This window comes from Desulfolutivibrio sulfodismutans DSM 3696 (assembly GCF_013376455.1).
Lineage (GTDB): Bacteria > Desulfobacterota > Desulfovibrionia > Desulfovibrionales > Desulfovibrionaceae > Desulfolutivibrio > Desulfolutivibrio sulfodismutans.
Genome location: NZ_CP045504.1, coordinates 3,611,052 through 3,634,856, shown reverse-complemented (window position 1 = coordinate 3,634,856; position 23,805 = coordinate 3,611,052). Strand labels below are relative to the sequence as shown.

General features: G+C 64.9%; 24 protein-coding genes. 10 read left to right on the top strand and 14 right to left on the bottom strand.

The features are described 5' to 3' along the window. Positions 1 to 31: 31 nt before the first annotated feature. From fabF to GD606_RS16655, 7 genes are all read right to left on the bottom strand, one after another. Positions 32 to 1,276, bottom strand: coding sequence for a beta-ketoacyl-ACP synthase II (fabF, locus tag GD606_RS16685; protein WP_163300771.1), 1,245 nt, complete (start codon positions 1,274 to 1,276; stop codon positions 32 to 34). Positions 1,277 to 1,543: 267 nt separating this feature from the next. Further along, the gene (locus tag GD606_RS16680) at positions 1,544 to 1,780 is read right to left on the bottom strand and encodes an acyl carrier protein (RefSeq protein WP_163300770.1); all 237 of its coding nucleotides are present in this window, start codon (positions 1,778 to 1,780) and stop codon (positions 1,544 to 1,546) included. Between the two features lie 31 nt (positions 1,781 to 1,811). Beyond that, entirely contained in the window at positions 1,812 to 2,555 is a 744-nt protein-coding gene (fabG, locus tag GD606_RS16675; protein ID WP_163300769.1) for a 3-oxoacyl-[acyl-carrier-protein] reductase, read from the bottom strand. Positions 2,556 to 2,761: 206 nt separating this feature from the next. After that, positions 2,762 to 3,760, bottom strand: a complete 999-nt coding sequence (locus tag GD606_RS16670) for a beta-ketoacyl-ACP synthase III (protein WP_163300768.1) — start codon at positions 3,758 to 3,760, stop codon at positions 2,762 to 2,764. A gap of 16 nt (positions 3,761 to 3,776) precedes the next feature. Next, positions 3,777 to 4,883: a phosphate acyltransferase PlsX gene (plsX, locus tag GD606_RS16665; RefSeq protein ID WP_163300767.1), complete on the bottom strand. Its 1,107-nt coding sequence runs from the start codon at positions 4,881 to 4,883 to the stop codon at positions 3,777 to 3,779. Continuing rightward, positions 4,873 to 5,055, bottom strand: coding sequence for a 50S ribosomal protein L32 (gene rpmF / locus GD606_RS16660; protein WP_163300766.1), 183 nt, complete (start codon positions 5,053 to 5,055; stop codon positions 4,873 to 4,875). Before rpmF ends, plsX begins: the two co-directional genes overlap by 11 nt. A 69-nt stretch (positions 5,056 to 5,124) precedes the next feature. Next, positions 5,125 to 5,664 carry a YceD family protein gene (locus tag GD606_RS16655; protein ID WP_163300765.1) on the bottom strand — a complete coding sequence of 180 codons (540 nt, stop codon included), beginning with the start codon at positions 5,662 to 5,664 and terminating at the stop codon, positions 5,125 to 5,127. 192 nt (positions 5,665 to 5,856) lie between these two features. Here GD606_RS16655 and rpmB point away from each other — a divergent pair, with 192 nt between their 5' ends. Continuing rightward, positions 5,857 to 6,066, top strand: a complete 210-nt coding sequence (gene rpmB, locus GD606_RS16650) for a 50S ribosomal protein L28 (RefSeq protein WP_163300764.1) — start codon at positions 5,857 to 5,859, stop codon at positions 6,064 to 6,066. 75 nt (positions 6,067 to 6,141) lie between these two features. Here rpmB and GD606_RS16645 read toward each other — a convergent pair whose 3' ends face one another. Then, positions 6,142 to 7,041, bottom strand: coding sequence for a LysR family transcriptional regulator (locus tag GD606_RS16645; RefSeq protein WP_163300763.1), 900 nt, complete (start codon positions 7,039 to 7,041; stop codon positions 6,142 to 6,144). 176 nt (positions 7,042 to 7,217) lie between these two features. Between GD606_RS16645 and GD606_RS16640 the strand changes: the two genes are divergently transcribed. Beyond that, complete coding sequence (locus GD606_RS16640) at positions 7,218 to 7,544, top strand: hypothetical protein (RefSeq protein WP_163300762.1); 327 nt, start codon at positions 7,218 to 7,220, stop codon at positions 7,542 to 7,544. 98 nt (positions 7,545 to 7,642) lie between these two features. Here the strand turns inward: GD606_RS16640 and GD606_RS16635 are convergent, their stop codons facing one another. Further along, a complete protein-coding gene (locus GD606_RS16635; protein ID WP_163300761.1) occupies positions 7,643 to 9,256 on the bottom strand; it encodes a peptide chain release factor 3 in 1,614 nt (537 codons plus the stop codon). Between the two features lie 163 nt (positions 9,257 to 9,419). Continuing rightward, positions 9,420 to 11,987: an alpha-glucan family phosphorylase gene (glgP, locus tag GD606_RS16630; RefSeq protein WP_163300760.1), complete on the bottom strand. Its 2,568-nt coding sequence runs from the start codon at positions 11,985 to 11,987 to the stop codon at positions 9,420 to 9,422. Positions 11,988 to 12,299: 312 nt separating this feature from the next. Here glgP and rplU point away from each other — a divergent pair, with 312 nt between their 5' ends. From rplU to motA, 4 genes are all read left to right on the top strand, one after another. After that, positions 12,300 to 12,611, top strand: coding sequence for a 50S ribosomal protein L21 (rplU, locus tag GD606_RS16625; RefSeq protein ID WP_163300759.1), 312 nt, complete (start codon positions 12,300 to 12,302; stop codon positions 12,609 to 12,611). Positions 12,612 to 12,635: 24 nt separating this feature from the next. Continuing rightward, positions 12,636 to 12,899, top strand: coding sequence for a 50S ribosomal protein L27 (gene rpmA / locus GD606_RS16620; protein WP_163300758.1), 264 nt, complete (start codon positions 12,636 to 12,638; stop codon positions 12,897 to 12,899). A 255-nt stretch (positions 12,900 to 13,154) separates the two neighbouring features. Beyond that, positions 13,155 to 14,027: an OmpA family protein gene (locus tag GD606_RS16615; protein WP_246298858.1), complete on the top strand. Its 873-nt coding sequence runs from the start codon at positions 13,155 to 13,157 to the stop codon at positions 14,025 to 14,027. A 60-nt stretch (positions 14,028 to 14,087) separates the two neighbouring features. Beyond that, positions 14,088 to 14,954 carry a flagellar motor stator protein MotA gene (gene motA / locus GD606_RS16610; RefSeq protein WP_163300756.1) on the top strand — a complete coding sequence of 289 codons (867 nt, stop codon included), beginning with the start codon at positions 14,088 to 14,090 and terminating at the stop codon, positions 14,952 to 14,954. Positions 14,955 to 15,153: 199 nt separating this feature from the next. On the opposite strand, the gene GD606_RS16605 is transcribed toward motA, so the two are convergent. The 4 genes from GD606_RS16605 to surE form a co-directional block, all read right to left on the bottom strand. After that, positions 15,154 to 16,446, bottom strand: coding sequence for a hemolysin family protein (locus GD606_RS16605; RefSeq protein WP_163300755.1), 1,293 nt, complete (start codon positions 16,444 to 16,446; stop codon positions 15,154 to 15,156). A 61-nt stretch (positions 16,447 to 16,507) separates the two neighbouring features. Then, entirely contained in the window at positions 16,508 to 17,047 is a 540-nt protein-coding gene (locus tag GD606_RS16600; RefSeq protein ID WP_163300754.1) for a hypothetical protein, read from the bottom strand. Continuing rightward, the gene (locus tag GD606_RS16595) at positions 17,044 to 18,009 is read right to left on the bottom strand and encodes a GGDEF domain-containing response regulator (protein ID WP_163300753.1); all 966 of its coding nucleotides are present in this window, start codon (positions 18,007 to 18,009) and stop codon (positions 17,044 to 17,046) included. The genes GD606_RS16600 and GD606_RS16595 overlap by 4 nt, the downstream gene beginning before the upstream one ends. A 280-nt stretch (positions 18,010 to 18,289) precedes the next feature. Next, positions 18,290 to 19,069, bottom strand: a complete 780-nt coding sequence (gene surE / locus GD606_RS16590; RefSeq protein WP_163300752.1) for a 5'/3'-nucleotidase SurE — start codon at positions 19,067 to 19,069, stop codon at positions 18,290 to 18,292. Between the two features lie 177 nt (positions 19,070 to 19,246). On the opposite strand from surE, the gene GD606_RS16585 reads away from it, so the two are divergent. The 4 genes from GD606_RS16585 (at position 19,247) to GD606_RS16570 (ending at position 23,692) form a co-directional block, all read left to right on the top strand. Then, positions 19,247 to 20,278 (top strand): 3'-5' exoribonuclease YhaM family protein, encoded by a 1,032-nt coding sequence (locus GD606_RS16585; protein WP_163300751.1) that lies wholly within the window; start codon positions 19,247 to 19,249, stop codon positions 20,276 to 20,278. Further along, the gene (gene tmk / locus GD606_RS16580; protein ID WP_163300750.1) at positions 20,254 to 20,895 is read left to right on the top strand and encodes a dTMP kinase; all 642 of its coding nucleotides are present in this window, start codon (positions 20,254 to 20,256) and stop codon (positions 20,893 to 20,895) included. Before GD606_RS16585 ends, tmk begins: the two co-directional genes overlap by 25 nt. Before the next feature lie 88 nt (positions 20,896 to 20,983). Further along, positions 20,984 to 21,814: a transporter substrate-binding domain-containing protein gene (locus tag GD606_RS16575; RefSeq protein ID WP_163300749.1), complete on the top strand. Its 831-nt coding sequence runs from the start codon at positions 20,984 to 20,986 to the stop codon at positions 21,812 to 21,814. Positions 21,815 to 22,129: 315 nt separating this feature from the next. Then, positions 22,130 to 23,692, top strand: coding sequence for a helix-turn-helix transcriptional regulator (locus tag GD606_RS16570; protein ID WP_163300748.1), 1,563 nt, complete (start codon positions 22,130 to 22,132; stop codon positions 23,690 to 23,692). Positions 23,693 to 23,805: the final 113 nt, after the last annotated feature.

The following is a 23,805-nucleotide window of genomic DNA, read 5'->3' as shown; positions in this document are numbered from 1 at the left end:
AGACCCGCGTCTTTATTTACGGGCTGTGCCGCTAGTCCGTGAACTTCTTAAACACGATGCAGGCGTTGGCCCCGCCAAATCCGAAGGAATTGCACAACACCGAGGAAACCTCGGCCTTGCGGGCCACACCCGGGCAATAATCCAGGTCGCAGGCGGGATCGGGATTTTCCAGGTTGATGGTGGGCGGGATGACGCCCTCCATGATGGTCTTGACGCTCATGACCGCCTCGATGCCCCCGGCCGCGCCCAACGTATGCCCGATCATGGACTTGTTGGAGGTGATGGGCACCGTGTAGGCCGCAGAGCCGAAGACGGTCTTGATGGCCGTGGTCTCGCACAGGTCGTTGAGATAGGTGGACGTGCCGTGGGCGTTGATGTGGCCCACCTCTTCCGGGGCCAGACCCGCCTCGCGCAGGGCGGCGCTCATGGCCTGGGCCATGCCCTCGCCGGATTCCGGGGGCGCGGTCATGTGGAAGGCGTCCAGGGAGGCCCCGAAGCCGCCCACCTCGGCCAGGATGGTGGCCCCGCGGGCCTTGGCGTGCTCCAGGGATTCCAGAATCAACAGGCCGCAGCCCTCGCCGTTGACGAAACCGTCGCGCTCCTTGTCGAAGGGGCGCGAGGCCCTGGCGGGGTCGTCGTTGCGGGTGGACAGGGCCTTTAGGGCGTTGAATCCGGCGATGCCCAGGGGGGTGATGGTGGATTCGGCCCCGCCGCAAATCATGACGTCGGCCCGGCCCAAGAGGATGTCGGTATAGGCGTAGCCGATGCCATGCACACCCGAGGCGCAGGCCGAGGTGGTGCACAGGCCAGGCCCCTTGGCCCCGGTGAAGATGGAGATCTGCCCGGCGGCCATGTTGGCAATGATCATGGGGATAAAAAAGGGCGACACCCGGCCCGGCCCCTGCTCCAGGAGCTTGGAATGGAACATCTCCAGGTCTTCCAGGCCGCCCAGGCCACAGCCCACGATGACCCCCACCCGGGAGGCCTCGGCGTCGGGAACCGTGTAGGCGGCGTTCTCCAGGGCCATGAGCCCGCAGGCCACGGCGAAGCGGGTGAAGATGGCCATGCGCCGGATCTGTTTGTGGGGGATGTACGCCTTTTCGTCGAAGTTTTTCACTTCGCAGGCGAAGGTGGTGTCGAAGCCGGTGGTGTCGAACCTGGTGATGGGGCCCGCGCCCGAGACGCCGGCCACAAGGTTCGTCCAGCTTTCGGTCAGGTCATTCCCGATGGGGGTGATGGCCGCAAGGCCGGTGACGACTACCCGTTTGCCGATCATAGAAACCCCTTCCCTCCGTCCGGCCGATGCGGGGTGTCACCTGCTCCGGCCGGGAAAAAAATGGTGGAACCTGGTCGTCGGTGAAGAAAAGCCGGAACGCCCCGAACGCTGACGAACGGGGCGTCCCGAAGAAAACGCGGGGTTGCGGGTCACCCCCTCGCGGCTGGCGTCGCGTCCCCTGGATGCGCCACAGGCGATCCGGGAACGAAGGCCGCGACTGCATTGCTTTTCTTAAAAAACATGATCCTGTGTGTTAAGGACGGGACACTAGGCCTGTTTCTTTTTTTCGATAAAATGGACGGCGTCTTTCACCATCAGGATCTGCTGGGCGTCCTCATCGGAAATCTCCACGCCGAATTCCTCTTCCATGGCCATGATCAGCTCGGTCAGGTCCAGGGAATCCGCACCCAGATCTTCCACGAATTTGGCGTCGGAGACGACTTCCTTCTCGTCCACGCCCAACTGGTCGACAATGATTTCCTTCACTTTTTCAGCGACAGACATGCTTTCCCTCCAAGATAGAGCGATGTTTTTTTTACAGATACATTCCGCCGTTGACCGCCAGCACCTGTCCGGTGACGTAGGCTGCGGCGTCCGAGGCCAAAAAGGCCACGGCGTCGGCCACCTCGTCAGCGGTCCCGGCCCGCTTCAAGGGGATGCGGTCAGCGTAGGAGGTCTTGACCGCGTCGGGCAGGACGGCGGTCATATCCGTTTCGATAAACCCCGGGGCCACGGCGTTGACCGTGATGCCGCGCGGGGCGAGTTCCAGGGCGGCGGACTTGGTCAGGCCGATGAGTCCGGCCTTGGCCGCCACATAATTGGCCTGGCTGGCATTTCCGGACTGGGCGACCACCGAGACGATGTTCACGATGCGGCCGCTTTTGCGCTTCATCATGAGCTTGGCCGCCTCGCGCAGACAGGCGAAGGCCCCGAAAAGATTCACCCGAACCACATTTTCAAAGTCCTCATCGCGCATGCGCACGATGAATCCATCCTTGGTGATGCCCGCATTGTTGACTAAAACATGCAGGTCCACCTTGTCCTTGACGTGCTCCGCAAAAAAAGCGCTCACCGCCGCCATGTCGCCCACATCCAGGTGCAGGGCGTCGGCCCGACCTCCGGCGGCGGCGATCTCGTCGCACACGGCCTGGGCCTTCTCGGGCTTGCTCACAGAGGTCAAAAGGACATGCAGGCCGCCTGCCGCCAGCTTCTTGGCCACGGCCGCGCCAATGCCCCGGGAGCCTCCCGTGACAAGGGCCGCTTTGGTCATCTCGCTCATGGATTCTTCCGCCTCAAGCTCACCGGAGGGACGCAGGCCCCCCTTGGAGGTTTTCCCGGCCGCCCCCTGGCCGACCTCAACGGAGGATGATCACGGACGCACGGGACACGCTGAAAGTGTTTTTTCCTATCGTACTTGCGGCCAAACGGCAAACACGTTTTCAAAGCCCTGCCGCAGCCCGGCACGCCGCTTTCGAGGACACGACTCTAGAATTCCAAAAGGGCCGCGCCCCAGGTGAAGCCGCCGCCAAAAACGGACAACAGCACCTTGTCCCCAGGCTTGATCTTCCCGGTCTGGAAGGATTCGGCCAGCCCCATGGCCACCGATGAGGCGGAGGTGTTGCCGTAGCGGGCCACCGTGGCGCACACCTTTTCAAGCGGCAGGCCGAGCTTTTTGGCTACGGCCTCCATGATGCGCCAGTTGGCCTGATGCGGGATGAAATAGTCGATGTCCGCGCCGGTGAGGCCGTTGGCGGCCAGCACGTCCTCGCACACCGAGACCATGTTGCGCACGGCGTGCTTGAAGACCTCCTGCCCGCTCATCTGCACGAAAAAGTCGTCGCCCACCACGTCGCCCAGGCGCATGGGGCTTCCCGAGCCGCCGCCCTTGACCGTGAGCAGATGGCCAAGCGAACCGTCGCTCAAAAGCCGCACGTCCTTTATGGCCGCGTCGCCGGGACGCTTTTCCGCATCCCCCGAGGTGATCACCACGGCGCCCGCGCCGTCGCCAAACAGCACGCAGGTCCGCCGGTCAGCCCAGTTGGTGCGGGAGGTCAACACGTCGCAGGCGCACACCAAAACCTTGGCCTCCGGGGTCATGCAGATGACAGCCCGGGCCATGTCCATGCCGAACAAAAACCCGGAACAGGCGGCGTTTAAGTCCATGGCCGCCTTGCCGCGAATTCCAAGCTTTTCCTCAAGGATGCAGGCCGCGGGCGGGCAATAGGCGTCAGGGGTCAGGGTGCACAGAAAAAGATGGGTGAGCTCCCCGGCGGACATTCCCGCAGCGTCCAGGGCCGCCTTGGAGGCCTCCAGGGACAGGTCGCTGGTGGCCTGGCCCGGGGCGGCCACCCGCCGCTCCTTGATGCCGGTGCGGGAGGTGATCCACTCGTCGGAGGTCTCCACCATGCGTTCCAGCTCGGCGTTGGTCAAAACCCGCTCCGGGACGTAATACCCAAGGCCGCGAATAAGGGGATAAGTTTTCATGTGTGCAGCGAAGGCGTTAGGGCGTCTGGTCCGGAACGGCCGCCTCTTGCGCACCGGCAGGCTCGATGGACCCGGCCGGTTCGGAGTGGCGTGATTTTTTCCGGGCCACCGTCAGGTTGATGTTGGCGGCGATGTCCTTGACGAGGTGTTCGTTGGCGTTGCCGTCGACGAACCGGGCGGCCATGTTCACGGCGTTGGCGATGGCCTTGCTGTTGGACGCCCCATGGCACACCAGACAGATGCCCTCAAGGCCCAGAAACGGCGCGCCGCCGTATTCGGCATAGTCCACAAGCCGAGAAAAGCGCTTGAGCGAGCTTAAGGCCAGCATGGTGCCGATCTTGCCGAAAAAACCGCGCCGCAGTTCGCCCTTGAGCAGACGCCCAAGCGACGAGGCCAGGCCCTCGGACTGCTTAAGCACCACATTGCCCACAAAGCCGTCGCACACCACCACGTCCACGTCGCCGGTAAAAAGGTCGCGCCCTTCGACATTGCCCATGAAGTTTAAGGAACTCATGCGCATCAGTTCGAAGGCCTCCTTGACCTGGAGGTTGCCCTTGCCCTGTTCCTCGCCGATGGACAAAAGCGCCACCCGGGGATTGGCGATGCCGAGCATGGAACGGGCCAGCACGTCGGCCATGATGCCGAACTGGAGCAGGTGGAACGGCTTGCAGTCCACGTTGGCCCCGACATCAATGAGTACGAAGTGGGACTTTTCCGTGGGCATGAACGTGGCCAGGGCAGGGCGTTCCACGCCCGGCACCCGGCCGATGGTGAACATGGCGCTGGCCAGGGTGGCCCCGGAATTTCCGGCGCTGATCACCCCGTCGGCCTGTTTGTCGCGCACGAGATTCACGGCCACCTGGATGGAGGAGTCCTTTTTCTTGCGAAGGGCCTCGGAGGGTTTCTCCTCCATCTCCACCATCTGGGGGGCGTGCACGATCTCCACGCCCTGGCCTTTGAATCCACGCGCGTTCAGCTCCGCCTCAATGCGGGGCTGATCGCCGACCAGGACGATGTCGATCTTCTTGGTCTTGGCGGCGTGCAGGGCGCCGGGGATGACCACGTGGGGACCGAAGTCCCCGCCCATGGCATCCACGGCGATGCGCGGCCTTCTATTCGCCATCTTCCTGCCTGAGCATCTGGCGGCCCCGGTAGGTTCCGCAGCTCGGGCAGACGCGGTGCGGCAAGGTCGGCTCGCCGCATTGGCAAAGGATCACGGTGGGAATGGCCACCTTATCGTGGGCGCGACGCATGCCCTTGCGGGACTTGGAAATTTTTCTATTAGGTACCGCCATCTTCTTTCAACCTCGACGTATGTTTTTCTCGTCACCGCAGCGCCCAAAAGGGACGCGCGGACACCCGCGCTAATTCGTCGGCTTCGTGACCCGAAGCCCACGCAGGGGCGCAAGCCGCAGATCCCCGTCCGATTCGCCGCAGGAGCAGGAACCGGCGCCGATCTTGCGTCCGCATCCGGGGCACAGCCCCAGGCAGTCTTCGGAGCACAGGGGTTTGACCGGCATGGCCAACACAAATTGCTCCCAGAGAATCCCGCCTACATCCAACTCCAGCACTTTCCCCCGGCGACGCAAAAGCGAAATCTCCAGGGACAACTCACCTTGCCTGGGCAGTTCTTCGTACAATTCGAAGGGACTGTCCAGAACTACCACGGCATCCTCGGCGCACCGGTCGCACGGGGTGATCACCTGGCCCGTAAGCCTTCCCCGCACGAGCACGCCGGTTTTCTGCGGCGTGACGTTTATTTCCGCCACGGGAGCGGCCTCCGGGGCGAACCGATGCGGCAGGCCGTAGTCCCGGATCGGCTCATTCCAGATGGCCGGGTCCGAAAATGAAAAGTCCCGGCCGGTGGCCGGGATGTCGGTGATATCCAGCCAAAGTTCGGTCATGGTTCCCCCGCGCAAGGAAAACGTTGCTATCCGCGAACGCGGTCCTTGTCAAGAAAAAGCTTGCGAAACCTGCATTGGGCGTGTATCAGGCGAAGTTCTTCACGCGTCATACTGTGCCCGGCTCGGCAATGCGGGCCTGGAGCTTCAAAAAACGCTTTCCGCAAAGGCGGATACGATATCCGGAGGAAACCCATGGCCAAGATGTGCGACAAGTGCGGCAAAAAGCCCCAGAGCGGCAACAACGTCAGCCACGCCAACAACAAGAGCAAGCGCCGGTTCAAGCCCAACCTGTTTTCGGTGCGGACCCAACTGCCTTCGGGAGAGGTGCAGACGATCACCGTGTGCTCCCGCTGCCTGCGTTCGGGCGAGGTGGTCAAGCCCAAGGCCAAGAACGCCATCTAAGCCCGCAGTCACTCCGCTTTTCACGCTCCCCCGCCCGGCCGCGCGCCTGGCGGGGGAGCCTTTGTTGCGCCGCGCTCAGCAAACGTCCGCCCCATCCCCCCACACCTGCTCCAAAACGCCGCACACGGCCCGGATCACCGGATCGTTCTCCCGCGTGCGGCGGTACAGAAACGACAGGGCCAGGCTCATGGGCTCGCGCTCCCACACGCAGACATCCCCGGCCGCGCAGGCGTCCAGGGCGTCGTCGCGGCGAAGGAGCGTCAATCCGCACCCCGCCGCCACCAACGCCCGCAGGGTGGAGTCGTTGTCGCCCACAATGACCTTGTTCAGCGAAAATCCCTTGTGGGCGAAAGTCTCCTCCAGAAGGAACTGGAACGGACACCGCTCCGGGAACCAGACCCAGGGCATTCCCGACAGCTCCCCCCAGTCCGCCTCCTCGATGCGTCCCCGCCAGGAGGCCGGCCCCACGATGGCCATGTCCACCCGGCACAGGGGCACCCCCTTCAGTTCGGCCACCGGGTCATTCGCCGTCTCGTAGGCGAAGGCCGCATCGAGTTCCCCGGTCAGGATCCCGTCCAGGGCGTCGGCCGTGCTGTACTGCATGAGATGCAGTTCGATGCGCGGATGATCCGAACGCATGCGGGCCAGAAATTCTGTCATGCGCAGCCTGCCCGGCTCGTTGTTGAGCCCGATGCGGGCCACGCCCACGGCCTCGGCGCGAAACGACCCGGCCGCCGACAACAATTCTCCGGCCGCCTCCAGGGTCCGCCTGGCCCGTTCGACCAGTTCCCGCCCGGCGTCCGTCAGGCTCATGCCCCTGGCCGTGCGGGCGAAAAGCTCCAGCCCCAGCTCTTCCTCCAGGGCCTTGATCTGGGCGCTCACCGCAGGCCCGCTGGCGTTGATGCGCTGGGCCGCCCGGGTCAGGTTCCCGGTCTCGGCCACGGTCACGAAGGTGCGCAGTTGATACAGTTCCATGTCGTCTGATCCCATTGCCTGAAGCGTTTCGTTTTTCTGAACGCCGCGTTTCGAACATGCGATTGGATTTGTCCGCCGTTTCCGTCCTACCACATATCCGTCCACCCGCTCCCATGGCACACCCGCCGTCCGTCGTAAAGCTTCACCTGTGACGGCACAACGCAGGAGAACCCGGCATGTTCACCACAAGGCAACTCGCCGCCATCGCCGTCCTGGCCGTCTGCCTGATCGCCCTTCTGGCTGGAAAACCGGAAGGCGACGCCTCAATCTCCCCGCCCCGGCCGGACGCGGCGATACGCCCCGGCATGACGCAGGGGGCGGGAATCGCCGCAGGGAGCGCGCCCGCTGAAGCGGTGTTCGCGGCCCGCTACGCCGCCGCTTTCGAGAAGGGAATCTACCCGGGGCTGCCCGTGACCATGTGCGAGGCCAAGCTTCTGGAATGCCGGGGCCTGGACTATGCGGCCTGCCGCGAGGCCTGCCGCCAGGCCTGCGGCCTGGAATAAGGCCCCCGGGCGCACCATGCCCGCGCCGGGGAGGCGTCAGCTACGACGCGCCCACCTGGCCGCGAGCGGATCGCGGAGTGAAATCCCGGGCGGGCGCGTCATGCGGACACGCACTCCCGGGCGGTCAAAAAGGCCACCTGGGGCCATTCCTCCACGGCCTTCTCCAGGCGCCATTCGTTGGCGAAGGACATGGCCGGGAGGCCGTCGGAGTCGGTGAGCATGACGCTGGCGTTTTCGCGGCGCATGCGGTCCAGGACCGCCGACTCGCCCGTGAGCCAGCGAACGGCCGCGATGTTTATGGGCTCCACGGCGATATGCACGTCGTATTCCGCCCGCAGCCGCTCGGTGATGACATCGAACTGCAAGACCCCCACCGCGCCGAGAATATGTTCGCGCCCGGTCACGGGCTTAAAAAGCTGGATGGCCCCTTCCTCGGTGAGCTGTTGCAGGCCCTTTTCCATCTGCTTGGCCTTGAAGGGATTTTTGAGAATCACCCGGCGGAAGTGCTCGGGCGCGAAATGGGGGATGCCCAGATAGCGCAGGGGTTCGCGGCCGCACAGGGTGTCGCCGATGCGCAGCGTGCCGTGGTTGGGGATGCCGATGATGTCCCCGGGCCAGGCCTCGTCGGCATGGGCCCGGTCCTGGGCCATGAAGATGGTGGCGTTGTGGACCAACATGTCCTTGCCCGTGCGCTGGTGCGATACCCGCGTCCCCCGGGTGAAGCAGCCCGAATTGACGCGCAAAAAGGCCATCCGGTCCCGGTGGGCCGGGTCCATGTTGGCCTGGATCTTGAAAACCACCCCGGAGAAGGGCTCCTCCAGGGGCGAGACCTCCCGGGTTTCGGTCTGCCGGGGCCGGGGGGCCGGGGCGTGGCGCAAAAAGGCGTCCAAAAGCTCGCGCACCCCGAAATTATTCACGGCGCTGCCGAAAAAGACCGGGGTCTGTTTGCCCGCCAGATACCGCCCATGGTCGAAGGGATAGCCCGCGCCTTCGAGCAGCTCGATGTCGTGGCGCAGGCCGTCCGCCGCCTGGGCCCCCACCTGGCGGTCCAGTTCCGGATCGTCAAGGCCCCGCACCAGCACGGATTCCCGGGGCCTGGCCCCCTTGTCCTCCCCGGCTTGGAAAAAGCGCAGCATCTTTTGCGGGATGTCGTAGACGCCCTGGAACAGCTTGCCCATGCCGATAGGCCAGGTCATGGCCGCGCATTCGATGCCGAGACTGCCCTCGATGTCGTCGAAAAGCTCGAACGGCGACCGCCCGTCCCGGTCCAGCTTGTTGATAAAGGTCATGATCGGCGTGTCGCGCAGACGGCAGACGTCCATGAGCTTTCGGGTCTGGGTCTCCACGCCCTTGACGCTGTCGATGACCATGAGCGCCGAGTCCACGGCCGTGAGCACCCGGTAGGTGTCCTCGGAAAAGTCCTGGTGACCCGGGGTGTCCAAAAGATTGACGGCAAAGCCGTCGTAGTCGAACTGCATGACCGAGGAGGTCACGGAGATGCCGCGCTCCTTTTCAATGGCCATCCAGTCCGAGGTGGCGTGGCGGGAGGCCTTTTTGGCCTTGACCGCCCCGGCCATGCGGATGGCCCCGCCGAAAAGCAAAAGCTTCTCGGTGAGCGTGGTCTTGCCCGCGTCAGGGTGGCTGATGATGGCGAAGGTGCGGCGGCGTTCCACCTCGCGCCGCAGGCGGGTCAGGAAAGCGATGTCGGACATGATGGTCTCGTCGTGCCGGATGGCCGGACTTGGTTGTCTCGTTGGCGGGCCGAAGCCGGGTGGGTATCCGCCTTTTGCCCGTGCCGTCAACGCATGACGGCGGGGGAAGCGTCCCTCCCCCGCCGCCGTCTGCGGCCAAGCCGTCATGGGTTGGCTGCCCGAATCAGTTCTGGGCCCAGCGGATAAGTCCCAGGGAATGGGAATCCAGGAGCAGGGGATGGTGCGGCAGGATGCGCACCGTGAATCCGAAGCGCCCGGCCTCGCCCGGGGTGATCTCGCCCGAAAACACATGCCAGCCGTCGCCCGTGGTGGAGGTGGGCTTCATGACCGTGGTCTCGCGCTGGGCGAACTTGCCCTCGTAGTTGAGGCGGCCGGAATAGATCTGCACCTCCACATCCTGGGGCCGTATGCCGTTTAAGTGGACCTCGGCGGTCACGGTCACGGGATCGCCCACATGCAGTTGCTCCGGCTCCCCGGTCTTGATGTTGCGGATGTCCAGGTTGCTCCACTTGGTCATCATGTCCATGCGCCAGGAGGCCAGATCCTTGGCTGCGGCGAAGTCGTTTTTCACCAGCCGGTTGTAGTTGTCCAGGGCCGGGACGTAGGCGATGCGGGCGTAGTCCTCCACCATGCGGTGGGAGTTGTAGACAGGCGCCAGGGAGCTGATGGACTCCTTCATCTTGCGAATCCAGTTGCGGGGCAGGTTGCCGTGGCCGCGCTCGTAGAAGGTGGGGATGACCTCGTTTTCGATGATGTTGTAGGTGGTCTGGCTCTCCACGAAGTCCTGATAGGCCGCGTCCTCGTACTCCTCGCCCTGGCCGATGGCCCACCCCACGCTGTTGTCCGGCCGCCAGGCCTCGGCCCACCAGCCGTCCAGGGTGCTCAGGTTGAGGACGCCGTTGCACATGGCCTTCATGCCGCTGGTGCCGCAGGCCTCAAGCGGACGGCGCGGGGTGTTGAGCCACACGTCGCAGCCCTGCACCAGATAGCTGGCCACCTCCATGTCGTAGTCCTCAAGAAAGACCATGCTGTAGCGGCATTCCGACGAGGTGCACAGCTGCACCAGCTCCTGGATGATCTTTTTGCCCTCGTTGTCGTGGGGATGGGCCTTGCCCGCGAACACGAACTGCACGGGCCGGGGGGAGTCGCTGATGATTTTGATGAGCCGCTCCTTGTCCTGAAGCAGCATGTTGGCCCGCTTGTAGGTGGCGAAACGCCGGGCGAAGCCGATGGTCAGGGCCTGGGGATCGAGCACCTCCTCGGATATCAGGAGTTCCTTGCGCTTGGCCCCCCGGGCCAGCAACTGCTCGCGCAGCTTGACCCGCACGTAGCCCACCAAGCGCTCGCGCAGGCGTTCGTGGGTGCGCCACAGTTCGGCGTCGGAGATGGCCTGGGCCTGGGAAAAGACCCGGGGGCAGTCCGGATCCTCACGCCAGTTTCCCCCCAGATAGCGGTCGTAGAGGGCGCCTATGTCCTGGGCCACCCAGGTGGGCACATGCACCCCGTTGGTGATGGCCCCGATGGGCACGTCCTCCACGGGATACTGGCTCCACACCCGGTTCCACATCTTGCGCGAGACCACCCCGTGCAGAAGGCTCACGCCGTTATTGAACCGGGAGAGCTTGAGCGCCAGGACCGGCATGCAGAAATGCTCGGCGTCGTTGCGCGGGTCTTCGCGGCCAAGGGCCAAAAAGACCTTGAAGGCCAGTCCGAGCTTTTTGGCGTAGTCCTCGAAATAGGGCTGCATGAGCTCGGGCGGAAAGCGGTCGTTCCCGGCCGGGACCGGGGTGTGGGTGGTGAACACGCTGCTCGACGCGGCCAGTTCCAGGGCGGCCTCGAAGGACAGGCCGTTTTCGCGCATGAAGTTGCCGATGCGCTCAAGTCCGGCAAAGGCCGAATGGCCCTCGTTCATGTGAATGACCCGGGGGGAGAGCCCCAGGGCCGTGAGCGCCCGGATGCCGCCGATGCCCAGGAGGTATTCCTGGCGCACGCGCATCTCCAGGTCGCCGCCGTAGAGGCGGGCCGTGATCTGGCGCGAGGCGGGCTGGTTCTCGGGCACGTTGGAGTCCAGAAGATACAGCGACACCCGGCCCACCTGGGCCTTCCAGATCTGGGCGAACACCTTCTCGCCGCGCAGGTCCACGGAGATCAGGATGCGGCCGCCGGAGGCGTCCTTGCACAGCGTCACCGGCAATTGCTCGAAGTCGTAGATGGGATAGCGTTCCTGCTGCCAGCCGTCCGGGGTCAGGTATTGACGGAAATAGCCCTGCTGGTAGCACAGGCCGATGCCCGCCAGGGGGACGTTCAAATCGCTGGCGGACTTGAGGTGATCCCCGGCCAGGATGCCCAAGCCCCCGGAATAGACCGGCAGGCACAGGGAGATGCCGTATTCCAGGCTGAAATAGGCCACCACGGGTTCGCCGGTCTTGTCCGGGAAGGGGATGGAGGTGGCTTTTCTGGCCAGATAGGCGGCCAGTCGCTGGCGCAGATCGCCCAGGCGCTCCAGGAAAAAATCGTCCTCGGCCAGGCTCTCCAGGGTTTTCTGGGGCAGGCGGTTGAGGAAGGCGATGGGGTTGCCATAGCATTCCCGCCACAGTTTGTGATCCACCTGGGCAAAAAGCGACACGATCTCGGTGTTCCAGGAAAACCAGTAATTGTAGGCCAAATCCCACAGCGGCTTGAGCTTGGGCGGCAATTTGGGTACGACGCTATAGACGCGAAGAGGCTGCATATCCTTTCCTCCGGATCGTGGCGTTGGAAAATGCGTGGGGATTTAGCCTTCCGCGCGGCGAGACGCGGCAAAACCACGGCCCCTTTGTCGTTCTAGCCGCAAGGCGCAACAAAACGCAAGCCCGGAGAAACGGCCCGAAAAACCAAGCCGTGGCCGGATTTTCAAAGGGGGTAGCATGGAACGCACAGCGGAACACGAAGATTTGATGGCGTTTTGCTTCTCCAAAAAAACACACCTCCCCAGGAAAAACGGGGTTGACGGACCCCGGGGTTTGGGGTAGACAACGCCTCTTCTTTTGCGGAGGGAAAATTCATGTACGCGATCATCGAGACCGGCGGAAAGCAATATCGGGTTCAGGAAGGCAACAAGATCCAGGTGGAGAAACTTCCGGTGGAAACCGGAAATGAACTGACCCTGGACAAGGTGCTCATGGTGGGCGGCGAGGCCGGAGTCAAGATCGGCGCGCCCTATGTCGAAGGTGCGGCCGTGACCTGCGTGGTCAGCGGCCAGGCCCGGGGCCCCAAGATTGTGGTCTTCCACAAGTGGCGGCGCAACGACTCCCACAAGAAAACCGGCCACCGCCAGGACTACACCACCCTGGAAGTGAAATCCATTCGGGCCTAACGCCCGGCAGCAAGGAGGCCCATCATGGCTCATAAAAAAGCAGGCGGAAGCTCCAGAAACGGACGCGACAGCGCCGGGCAGCGGCGTGGCGTGAAGCGCTTCGGCGGGCAGCAGGTGCTGGCCGGCAACATCCTGGTGCGCCAGCTCGGCACCAAGTTCCATCCTGGCGAGAACGTCGGCATGGGCCGCGACTACACCCTGTTCGCGCTCATCGACGGCGTGGTCAAGTTTGAAAAATACACCCGCCGCAACAAAGTCAAGACCCGGGTAGCCGTCCTCCCGGCCTAACTTCCTTTCATGGCAGGTTTTTTTCGGGAGCGGGCTTTTGCCCGTTCCCTTTTTTTTGGTCTTGCCTCCGGGACCGCTCCCGGGTACACCAGCATAACACATTAAATTGGCACGGGTTTTGAATAGTTTTCGCCCAAACGGCCGCCCGCGGCGGCCAGGGACGCGGTGAGGCATGGCGGAGCAGGGACACAAAGCCCCAATCATCTTCAAGAAGATCAAGAAGGTCGAGGGGGGGCGCACGGCGGCCAGTGGAAGGTGGCCTACGCCGACTTCGTCACGGCCATGATGGCCTTTTTCCTGCTGATGTGGCTTCTCAACATGACGCCCAAGCAGAAGCAGGAAGAGGTCGCCGCCTATTTTCGCGAGTTCAGCCTGTTCGAGGCCCCCGGCCCCGGGGCCATCCCCCTGGAGACCGGGGGCCTTGGGCCGCCCGCCGTGGTCAGCAGTTCGTCGGAGCGTCCCGACGGACCGGCTGCGGAGGTGGGCGGCGGCACGGGCGAGGGGCCCGAGGCCGGAGGGCCTTCCGCCGGGCAAAAGCGCGTGGCCGAGATGGTCCAGGCCCAGTTGCGCCAGAGCCTTCCGGAACTGGCTGACCAGGTCAGCGTGGTGGCCGAGAACGGCAAGGTGCGCATCGAGATCATGGACAAGCTGGACCGGCCCATTTTCGAGCGCGGCCGGGCCGTCTTCACCCCCGACGCCCAGCGCATCCTGGCCACCCTCACCGGGGTGCTCAAAAAAGACGACCTGCGGGTGATCGTGGAGGGGCATACCGACGCCGCCCCCTACGGCGCCGAGGGCTACACCAACTGGGAGCTGTCCACGGATCGGGCCCAGGCCGCCCGACGGCTCATGCTCAAGGACGGCTTTCCCCAAAAAAACATCGTCATGGTGGCCGGGTTCGCCGCCACCATGCCCTATGTCCCGTCCGACCCCCTGGACGCCAGGAACCGTCGCATCAGCCTTTTGCTTTTCCAGGAACCCGAGCCCGGCCAGGGCCGGGCCGGAAACGGCCAGCAAACCGAGGCCGCGCCAGCGCCGGAAGCGCCGCCGCCCCTGCCCTCGGCCAACGATCTTCTTGAACGGGAAATCAACAAAATATATGACAAGGCCACCGAAAAACAGTTCTGATGCGACAGGCGCGTCGGAAAGGCCCCTGTCCCGCGTCCACCTCGACCATCCGGCGGAACCATGTTCGTCATAATCGGCATCGTCATCGTGCTTGGGGCCGTGGGCCTGGGCTTTTTCTTTGAAAAAGGCAACTTCTCCCTGCTTTTTTCCGCCGCCCCGGCGGAAATGCTGATCATCTTCGGCGGCGCCCTCGGCTCCCTGGTCATCAGCTCCCCCAAGGACATCCTGGGGCATGTCTTCAAAAGCCTCTTCGCCATCTTCGGGTCCATGAAGACCAGCAAGGGCTACTATCTGGAGATGCTCACGGTGCTCTCCATGCTGTTTATGAAGATCCGCCGCGAGGGCCTGGTGGCCATCGAAAAAGACATCGAACACCCCACGGAAAGCCCCATCTTCAGTTCGTTCGCCAAAAACAAGAACAACGCCGCCGTGGTCAGCTTCGTGTGCGACACCATGCGCATCTTTTCCACGGTGAACATCGAACAGCACGAGTTCGACAACATCATGGACGCCGACATCGAGACCTCGGCCCACGAGGCCCTGGTCGCGGCCCACACCATGAACAAGACTGCCGACGCCCTGCCGGGCCTGGGCATCGTGGCAGCGGTGCTCGGCGTGGTCATCACCATGGGCAAGCTCAACGAGCCGCCCGAGGTGCTCGGGCACTCCATCGGCGCGGCCCTGGTGGGCACCATGCTCGGCGTGCTCGGGTGTTACGGATTTCTGGGCCCCATGGCCGCGAACATGGAGCACCGGGCCAAGGAAGTGGAGGCCATGCTGTTGGTGGTCAAGGCGGCGCTGGGGGCCTTTGTGGGCGGCAACCCGCCGCCCGTGGCCCTGGAGGCCGGACGCCGGGCCATCCCCACCGGCCACCGCCCCACCTTCGAGGAACTGGAAGAGGCCATCAAGGCCTCCAAGGGGAAGTAGCGGCGAAGCCCTATATCCGCCACCGCATCTCTTTGCCGATGGCAGCTCCGGCCAAGGCCGGAAAGGCCGGGCGACGGGTCGCCGGAAACGGACGGCGGCGGCGTGGAGCGCAGCGCAATTCGTCGCTGCCGGACGTTTGCCGCCGACCCCGAGCCCGGTCGGCCAGCAGATGTTCCGGAAGGAATCCCCCTGACACCCGTCACTCGGGCGAGGCCAGCACCCGGTCGATGCGCCGCCCATCCATGTCCACGATCTCGAAGCGCCATCCGGCGTGTTCGATCACGTCGCCCATGGCGGGCGCGTGGTGCAGCCGGGCCAGGACGAATCCGGCCAGGGTGCGGTGGGCCTCCTCCGGCGTCGGCGCGGCCAGCCCCACCAGGTCGAAGGCCTCGTCCACGGGCAAAAGCCCGTCCAAAAGCCAGGAACCGTCCTCACGGCGCACGGCCGCCGGTTCCTCGGCCTCGTCAGGCGAGGGAATGTCCCCCACCACGGCCTCCAGGATGTCCCCCAGGGTGATGATGCCCTGCACGTCCCCGTATTCGTCCACCACCACGGCAAACCGCATTCCCGGCCGGGTCCGGAACCGCTCCAGAAGGGTCAGCACCCGGGTGCTCTCCAGGACGTAGAGGGGATCGTGGGCCAGCGCGGCCAGGTCCGGCGTCTTGTCGGCGGCCATGGCGGCCAGAAACTCCTTGGCCCGCACCACCCCCATGATGGCGCTGATGTCCTCCCGGGCCACGGGATAGCGCGAATAGGGATTGTCCATGACCACGCGCAGGTTGTGCTCCAGGGAGGCCTGGACGTCGAGCCAGCGCACCTTCAGGCGGTGGGTCATGCATAATCCTACCCGGCGATCCCCCAGCCGGAGGATGCGCTCCACCATGCGCCGCTCCCCCTGCTCCAGCACCCCGGTCCTGGCCGCTTCCGACAGAAGGCCGCGCAGATCCTCCTCGGTCATCTCCCGCCCCGGGGCGGCCGAAACGCCGAGAAGCCGCAACACAAGCTCCGTGGAGCCGCCCAAAAACCGCACCACCGGGGTGCTCGCGGCCATGAGCCAGGACATGGCCGGGGCGCAGGCCACGGCCAGCCGCTCCGGATGGGCGAAGGCCAGCCGCTTGGGAACAAGCTCCCCGGCCACAATGGACAGGTAGGTCAGGCCCGCCACCACGATCCCCAGCGAAAGGCTCGCGGCGTATCCGGCAAGGGCCGGGATGCCCGAAACATATCCGGCCAGGGGCTCGGCCAGGGTGGCCCCGCCGAAGGCCCCGGTGAACACCCCCACCAGGGTGATGCCCACCTGCACCGTGGGAAAAAAGGCCTCGGGCCGGTCGAGCAGCGACAGGGCCTTGGCCGCCCCCCGGCTCCCGGCCTTGGCGTCGGCCAAAAGCCGCAGCCGGTTGGCGGACACCAGGGCCATCTCCGACAGGGCGAAAAATCCGTTGAGCAGGATGCACAGCACAACCACGCCGATTTGAGCGGCAAGCCTATCCATGCGCGACCTCTCGGGATGTCATGTCGTGGCCAATAGATGGGGCCGGATGCGGCCCCCCGGATTACAACGAAGCGGGGAGGAAAAGGGCCATGCAGGCCACGCAGGGCTGCCCGGCGGCGATGCGGGCCGCCGTGGTCTGGTCGGTCAGGTATTTGGCGGAATACCCCGTGGCGGAATAGGCCTCGATGCGGGTCTCCACCAGGGCCACGGCCCCGTCGCCCTGTACGACGAAGACCAGGGTCACGAACACCCGGGCGGCGGGTCTGACCTCACCCCCCACCGGGGGGCACTGGGCCGCGCCCCGGGCCACGTCGTATTCGGCTGCGAAACGGACCATGGTCTGCTGTTGTTCGTTGACGTAGGTTTCCCAGACCGGATTGGAAAAATAGGCATAGGCGGCCAGGGCCTGTCCCACGCTTATCCCCGAGTCCGGGAGGATGCGCGCGGCCCGCACCAGGCGTGCGGGATCGTCGCCGTTGCCGCCGCAGGCCGCCGCCAGGGCCAGGATCGCCAGGAGGACCGGCCGGAACATGGCGGATGCGGCCCGGGAAAGCCCCGCGCGCAGGGTGCGCCGACGGGCGGGAAAACCTTCTCGGTTCACAGCACCTCCCGCTTTTCCACCCGGTTGCGGCCGTTGGTCTTGGCCTGGTACAGGGCCCCGTCCGAGGCTAGAAGCAGGGCCTTGCCCCCCTGGTCCACCCGGGGGATCACGCTGGCCGCCCCGATGCTCACCGTAACGTGGTCGGCCGCCGTGGAACTGGCATGCTCGATGTCCAGGCTCCGTACGTTCTCGCGGATCTCCTCGGCGATGGTCACGGCGCCGGGTTCGTCCGTGGCGGGCAGGATGACCACGAATTCCTCGCCGCCGAAGCGGGCCACAAAATCCCCCGGCCGTTTGAGCACCGTGCAGATGGCCTCGGCCACGGCCTTCAGGCAGCAGTCACCCCGCAGGTGCCCGTAGGTGTCGTTGAAGGCCTTGAAAAAATCGATATCGATCATGAGCAGGGCCAGGGGCATGTTGTCCCGCCGGGCCCGCAGCCATTCCTTTTCGTAGACTTCCTCGAAACGCCGCCGATTGCTCACGGAGGTCAGGCCGTCCTGGTTGGAGAGCTGCTCCAACCGCTCGGTCAGGGCTTCAAGCTCGCGCTCCCTGGCCTTGCGGCGGTCGATCTCCTCCTTGAGCCGCAACACCGAGCGCACCCGGGCGCACAGTTCCAGACGATTGACGGGCTTGCTGATGTAGTCGTTGGCCCCGGCCTCCAGGGCCCGTTCCAGGCTCGCCACCTCGTCGCGCACCGTGACCATGATCACCGGCACGTCGCGGAAACGGTCGTCGGCCTTGAGCCGCTTGGTGGCCTCGATGCCGTCCATTTCGGGCATGACGATGTCCATGAGGATCAGATCCACATCGGAGTCGCCGTTTTTGCCCACGCCCTCCTCCAGGGTCCGCAGGGCGGAAACGGCGTCGTGGGCCTCGGCGATATCCTCGTATCCGGCCCCGCGCAGGATTCCGCCCAGGAGCATGGTCTGAGACCGGGAGTCGTCCACCACGAGTATCTTCATATACCTGTCCGCTTACGGCGTACGCCGCAATCTCCTTGATCTGACCGCCGACCGGATATTCGACGGGAAGCCGTCAACCATGCTTGCACACTACGCGCAATATCAGAAAAAAGAAACTCTCACCACGCAAGGATTCATGCGGCAGGCGCAATCGAGAGGGAAGAAGGAGACGGGTGCTGCACTTGGGGTGTCAGGCCTGCGGACCAACGGGAGCCACATGCACCGTTCACCCCATCCTTCGTCTGGATGTTGGCCGGGTTACGGCATGCGCCACAGGGGATCAGCCCCCTGCTGCATTGATGGTTTTTCCGTCCAGGAGGCCTTTGAGGCGTTGCAGGGTCGGCGCATCGGTAAAATCGAACCGCAAGGGGGTCAGGGTGATATGCCCCTGGGTCAGAAGATCCCGATCCGTGCCCGGAGACACGCTTTTGCCCGGGATGACCCCGTCGAGCCAATAGTAGGTGCGGCCGCGCGGGTCCGTGCGCTCGTCGAACCAGTCCTTGTAGGTGGCCTGGGTCTGGGGGCACAGCCGCAGGTCCAGGGTCTCGGACATGGGGCGGCGGGGAAAATTCAGGTTGAGCACGCAGCCGCGCGGCACCTCGTCCCAGGGCACGGCGGCGGCGAAACCGGCGGCGTAGGCCCCCTGGCCCGACAAATCGACCGGGGCGTAGTCGTCCACGGACACGGCCAGGGCCGGATAGCCTGCCAGGGCCCCTTCCGTGGCCGCCGACACGGTGCCGGAATAGAGGATGTCCACGCCCACGTTGGCCCCGCTGTTGATGCCGGACATGACCAGTTCCGGAGGCTCGGGCATAAGCGCGGACAGGGCCAGTTTGACGCAGTCGGCCGGGGTGCCCGACACCCCGAGGCCGAAAAAGCCGTTCTCGCGAAACTCCTTCACCCGAAGCGGCGAGGCCAGGGTCACGGCGTGCCCCACGGCCGACTGCTCGGTGATGGGGGCCACCACATGCACCTCGTGCCCGGCATCGCGAAGGCCCCGGTACAACGCCCGGATGCCCACGGCCTGGATGCCGTCGTCATTGGTCAAAAGTATCTTCATCGCCCGTCTCGTATCCTTTTCCCGTGGCGTTTGAGTGACGGCCGCCTGCGGCCGCGCCCGACTGACGCCAAAACCCTCGCACGGCAACACCCGGATTGACAAGCGTCCGGCATCAAGGCACGCTTTCGGGGTAAAAAAACGCCGATACGGCCCCATGCCCCATGGATTGACCATACCGTGAGCGGAAAAAACACCTTCGTCAAGGATCTCGTCCCGGGCCGCCCCGTGGACGATCTGTTCGTCGTCGCCGACGCCAGATCCGGCCAGGCCAAAAACGGGCCGTTTTGGACCCTGACCCTGGAAGACGCCACCGGGGCCGTGGAGGCCCGCATCTGGAGTCCAGCCAGCCAGACGTATCAGGACATCCGCCCCGGCGCCCTGGTGCGGGTGGAGGGCATGGCCGGAAGCTACCGGGACAAGACCCAGATATCCGTGGACCGTCTGGAATTTCTGCCCGACGAGGAACTGGCCCCCCTGCTGCCGCTTTTTACGGCCTCAAGCGCCGTGCCTCCGGAGGAGCTGCTGGCGGAACTGGAGGCCCTGTGCCGGGACGCCATCCGCCACGCCCCCTGGCGGCGGTTCTGCCGCAAGGTGCTCACCGACCCCGAGGTGCGTCGTCGGCTCCTGGCCGCGCCCGGGGCCAAAAGCGTACACCACGCCTACGTGGGCGGCCTTTTGGAGCACACCCTGTCCGTGTGCGGACTGGTAACGGCCATCGGCGGCCGCTACCCGGCCCTGGACATGGACACGCTTTTGCCCGCCGCCGCGTTCCACGACCTGGGCAAGGCCTGGGAGCTGTCCTCGGGGTTTCCCCGGGACTACACCGACCCCGGACGGCTTCTGGGGCACATCGTGTTGGGCCTGGAGATCCTGGAGCCCTTTTTCCGCAAGGCCAAAGATCTGGACCCCGAACTCATCCTGCACTTCAAGCACATCATGGTCAGCCACCACGGGGAATACGCCTTCGGCTCCCCCAAAAGGCCCAAGACCCCCGAGGCCTTCGTGTTGCACTTCGCCGACAACATCGACGCCAAGCTCAATCAGACCCTGGGGATCTTTGCCGACGACGAGCCCGAGGCCGCCTGGTCGCCTTACGTGCGCACCCTGGAACGCTACCTCTACAATCCCCGCCGGGCCCCGCGCCAGGATGAGGCGAAAAAACCCGAAGACAAAGGGACCACCCAGTGTTTGTTACCTTTGAAGGCATAGAAGGCACGGGCAAAACCACCCAGATCGGGCTTTTGGCCGAGGATCTGACCCGCCAGGGGAAGCGCGTGGCCATCACCCGCGAGCCCGGCGGCAGCCGGATCGGCCGGGAACTGCGGCGCATCCTGTTGAGCCTGGAGACCAAAGACCTGTGCGACCGGGCGGAACTGTTCCTGTACCTGGCGGATCGGGCCCAGCATGTGGCCGAGGTGGTGCGACCGGCCCTAGCCGACGGCATGACGGTGTTGTGCGACCGTTTCACCGACTCCACCGTGGCCTACCAGGGCCATGGCCGGGGCCTTTCTCCGGATCTTTTGCGCCAGCTCAACGACACGGCCACCGGAGGCCTTGCCCCGGACCTGACCATCGTGCTCGACATCGACCCGGAAATCGGCCTGCGCCGGGCGCTTTCCCGCAACCTGGAAACGGGCGCCCAGGTGAGCGAGGGCCGCTTCGAGGCCGAGAGCTTGGCCTTCCATGCCCGGGTGCGCCAGGGCTATCTGGCCCTGGCCGCTGCGGATCCCGGCCGGATCCGGGTCGTCGCCGCCGACGCCGCTCCCCGGGAGGTCTTCGCCTCGGTGCGCGCCGCCTGCCAGGAGGCCGCCGCCCGGCACGGCTGACCCTCCTCCCACGACGCACCGCCTGCCCGGGATCGGCCCGGGAAGGCGCGGATCATCCCTCCCACCGCAACCGTCAAGGAGGTTTCGCATGATCCGTCTCATCCGCATCATCCTCACGTCCTTTGTGGCCCTGACCCTGTGCTGCGGCGTCTGCCTGACAAATCCCGCGTCTGCCGCCGCCATCGGCCCCTACGACATCGCCTCAGGCAGCACGCTGGCCGCCATCATCGCGCGCGGCAGGCTGGTGGTGGGCATGGAGCTCAAATTCTGGCCCTTCGAATACGTGAACGAAAAAGGCGAACCCATGGGCTTCGACGTGGACATCGCCCGGCAGATCGCCACCGAGCTCGGGGTGGAGCTGGACATCAAGGACATGGAATGGACCGGGCTCATCCCGGCCCTTCAGGCCGGAAAAATCGACCTGATCATCTCCGGCATCACCGGCACCCTGGAGCGGGCCAAGACCATCACCTTCTCCCGGCCCTATTTCACCACCGGCCTGTGCGCCCTGGTCAGCGCCAAAAAGGCCCCGAACCTGGCCTCCGTGGCCGCCCTGGACGATCCCGCCCGGATCATCGCCGTCAAGACCGGCACCACCGCCGACCTGGTGGCCGCCAAACGCTTCCCCAAGGCCCACATCAACCGCTTCAAGGAAGAAACCGCCTGCGTCCAGGAGGTGGTCAGCGGCCGGGCCGACGCCTTTTTCTACGACCAAATCTCCATCGCCAAGCACCACAAGCAAAACGCCGAGGCCACCAGGGCCCTTCTGACCCCCTTCACCTACGAGCCGTTTTGCATCGCCATGCAAAAAGGCGATTTCGACCTGTGGCAATGGCTGGACATGTTTCTGGAGATATCCAAGTCCAACGGCGTCCTGGACGATCTGCGCCGGAAGCACTTCGGCGATCTGCTGCAGTAGGCGGTGGCGCATGGAGGGCTGCCGCCCCGGGCAGGACGGCAGCCTCCATGGCGTTGCGGGCCGGATCAGATCGCATCGCCCCCGCAGCCGTCATCCTCGACCGCGACATGAGAACGTGAAAATTTTCACGGATCGCCGCTTCCCCTCTCGACGGGACATCCGGCATCGGATAGGGTCATCCCGGCTGGTGCGCGTTGCGATCCACGCCATGTCCCGGAATGGCCATGTCGCTCCTGGCCGCTGATTTGAATTCCGTCATGCCCCCGCCTTGCCAGCGAACCGAAGAAGCCGAACCGCAACCACGTCCCCCACCACATGCGAAGAGAATTCCTCCTGCCGCTCGCTGGAACGGCCCTGTTTTTTACGTTTGAATATGTCTGCTACGCCGCCGGCCGGGCCTTTGCCGGGCTGTCGCACCCCTTTGCCCCGCTTCTGGCCGCCAATATCGTGGGTGTGTTGGCCGCCTCGCTGCTACGCGTTCCCGATCTGGACGACCCCGCCCACGCCGCCGCCCACGATCCTGCTGACGCCCGGCGGCCCCTGCGCCGTATCGCCTTCGGCCTCATCGCCGTCTCGGGCCTGGGCGGAACGCTGTGCATCCTGTCCCCGGGAAGCGGGGACATGGCGAGCGCCCTGTTCACGGCCTCGGCCCTTCTGGCCGGGGTTCCCCTGCCGTTTCTCTTCCGCATGCTTTTTGCCAACGTCCCGGCCCAACACCTGGGACTGTCCCTGGGATCATGCCTGGCGGCGGCAGAGATGGTCTGGATATTCCTGCACGTGGACCAGTCCAACCCGCTGGACAGCTCCACCCTGCACGCCTTCCTCGGCGTGGTGCAGATCCTGACGGGGATCGCGGCGGCGGCGGCCCTCATGGGACGGCGCGCCGCCGCGCAACGGCCGCCACGCCGCCTCCTGCCGCCCTGCCCCAAACGTCTGGCCATGCAGACCTTGGCCTATCTGGCGGTCATCGCCAGCGTTTTTTTCCTCCTGGACTCCATCATCGATCTCATTTTTTATCGCTATGACAGCGCCACGCAGCCCATCCCCCGAGGGATCAGCCTCTACGTCTGGATGGCCTATCCGATCCTGGGACGCCTTTTGGACCGCTACGGGGCTGGGGCCGGTTTCTTCCTGGCCTGCCTGGGACTTTGCATCGTCTCCCCGGCCTTGACGGTCCTGTCCCAAAGCTCGCCCATGTACTGGCTTATCTTCGGCCTGGACATCCTCGGCAGGCACGGGGCCTTCCTGTTTCTCACCCTGGTGTTCGCCCGCCACGCCGACCGGATGTGGCTGCCAGGTCTGGTTCTCTGCACGCCCTACCTGCTCCAGCATGCGGCCTACCTGATCATGTGGTTTTTTTTCAACGCCTTCCATCCGGGTTCGGCCTTCATCATCCTCATCTCCTCGTTCCTGTGCGCCTCCTTCAGCCTTCTGTCCTCACGGGTCCGCTACGCCCTGTCCCTGGCCGGGCGCGCTCCGGCCTTGGCGCTCCCCCTGCCCGAGACCGCGCCCCGGATGATGACGGGACAGCCCCCGGCGACGGAACCGCCCACAGAAGCGGAGCTTCTGCCCACCGGGACAGACGCGGAGCTTCTGCCCAGGGAAACGGCGCCCGCCCGCGGGGCCACGGGCGCAACGCAAGACCCGGGAGAGGCGCCGTGCAACGGCAAAAAAACCGGATTTGTTCAAAAATATGGGCTTTCCAGCCGGGAGACGGAGGTGCTGGCGCATATTCTGGGCGGGATGAGCACGACGGCCATGGCCGAGGCCCTGCATATCTCGGAAAGCACCGTCAAGACCCACGTCAAAAACATCCTGCGCAAGACCGACACCGCCAGCCGCAACGTGCTCATGGCCCTGTACATGGGCGAAGAATAGGCCGCAGCCCTGCGTTGACATCGGCCGTCCATAGAAAGACGGCAATCGCCCCGACGTCCGGAAACGCCCCCATCCAACACGCAAAGGACGCACCGGGGGAGAGCGGCACTTGG

Excerpts from the sequence above, each read along its gene's own strand:
- fabF (WP_163300771.1), bottom strand. The coding sequence starts at position 1,276 with ATGATCGGCAAACGGGTAGTCGTCACCGGCCTTGCGGCCATCACCCCC.
- GD606_RS16680 (WP_163300770.1), bottom strand. The coding sequence starts at position 1,780 with ATGTCTGTCGCTGAAAAAGTGAAGGAAATCATTGTCGACCAGTTGGGC.
- fabG (WP_163300769.1), bottom strand. The coding sequence starts at position 2,555 with ATGAGCGAGATGACCAAAGCGGCCCTTGTCACGGGAGGCTCCCGGGGC.
- GD606_RS16670 (WP_163300768.1), bottom strand. The coding sequence starts at position 3,760 with ATGAAAACTTATCCCCTTATTCGCGGCCTTGGGTATTACGTCCCGGAG.
- plsX (WP_163300767.1), bottom strand. The coding sequence starts at position 4,883 with ATGGCGAATAGAAGGCCGCGCATCGCCGTGGATGCCATGGGCGGGGAC.
- rpmF (WP_163300766.1), bottom strand. The coding sequence starts at position 5,055 with ATGGCGGTACCTAATAGAAAAATTTCCAAGTCCCGCAAGGGCATGCGT.
- GD606_RS16655 (WP_163300765.1), bottom strand. The coding sequence starts at position 5,664 with ATGACCGAACTTTGGCTGGATATCACCGACATCCCGGCCACCGGCCGG.
- rpmB (WP_163300764.1), top strand. The coding sequence starts at position 5,857 with ATGGCCAAGATGTGCGACAAGTGCGGCAAAAAGCCCCAGAGCGGCAAC.
- GD606_RS16645 (WP_163300763.1), bottom strand. The coding sequence starts at position 7,041 with ATGGAACTGTATCAACTGCGCACCTTCGTGACCGTGGCCGAGACCGGG.
- GD606_RS16640 (WP_163300762.1), top strand. The coding sequence starts at position 7,218 with ATGTTCACCACAAGGCAACTCGCCGCCATCGCCGTCCTGGCCGTCTGC.
- GD606_RS16635 (WP_163300761.1), bottom strand. The coding sequence starts at position 9,256 with ATGTCCGACATCGCTTTCCTGACCCGCCTGCGGCGCGAGGTGGAACGC.
- glgP (WP_163300760.1), bottom strand. The coding sequence starts at position 11,987 with ATGCAGCCTCTTCGCGTCTATAGCGTCGTACCCAAATTGCCGCCCAAG.
- rplU (WP_163300759.1), top strand. The coding sequence starts at position 12,300 with ATGTACGCGATCATCGAGACCGGCGGAAAGCAATATCGGGTTCAGGAA.
- rpmA (WP_163300758.1), top strand. The coding sequence starts at position 12,636 with ATGGCTCATAAAAAAGCAGGCGGAAGCTCCAGAAACGGACGCGACAGC.
- motA (WP_163300756.1), top strand. The coding sequence starts at position 14,088 with ATGTTCGTCATAATCGGCATCGTCATCGTGCTTGGGGCCGTGGGCCTG.
- GD606_RS16605 (WP_163300755.1), bottom strand. The coding sequence starts at position 16,446 with ATGGATAGGCTTGCCGCTCAAATCGGCGTGGTTGTGCTGTGCATCCTG.
- GD606_RS16595 (WP_163300753.1), bottom strand. The coding sequence starts at position 18,009 with ATGAAGATACTCGTGGTGGACGACTCCCGGTCTCAGACCATGCTCCTG.
- surE (WP_163300752.1), bottom strand. The coding sequence starts at position 19,069 with ATGAAGATACTTTTGACCAATGACGACGGCATCCAGGCCGTGGGCATC.
- GD606_RS16575 (WP_163300749.1), top strand. The coding sequence starts at position 20,984 with ATGATCCGTCTCATCCGCATCATCCTCACGTCCTTTGTGGCCCTGACC.
- GD606_RS16570 (WP_163300748.1), top strand. The coding sequence starts at position 22,130 with ATGCGAAGAGAATTCCTCCTGCCGCTCGCTGGAACGGCCCTGTTTTTT.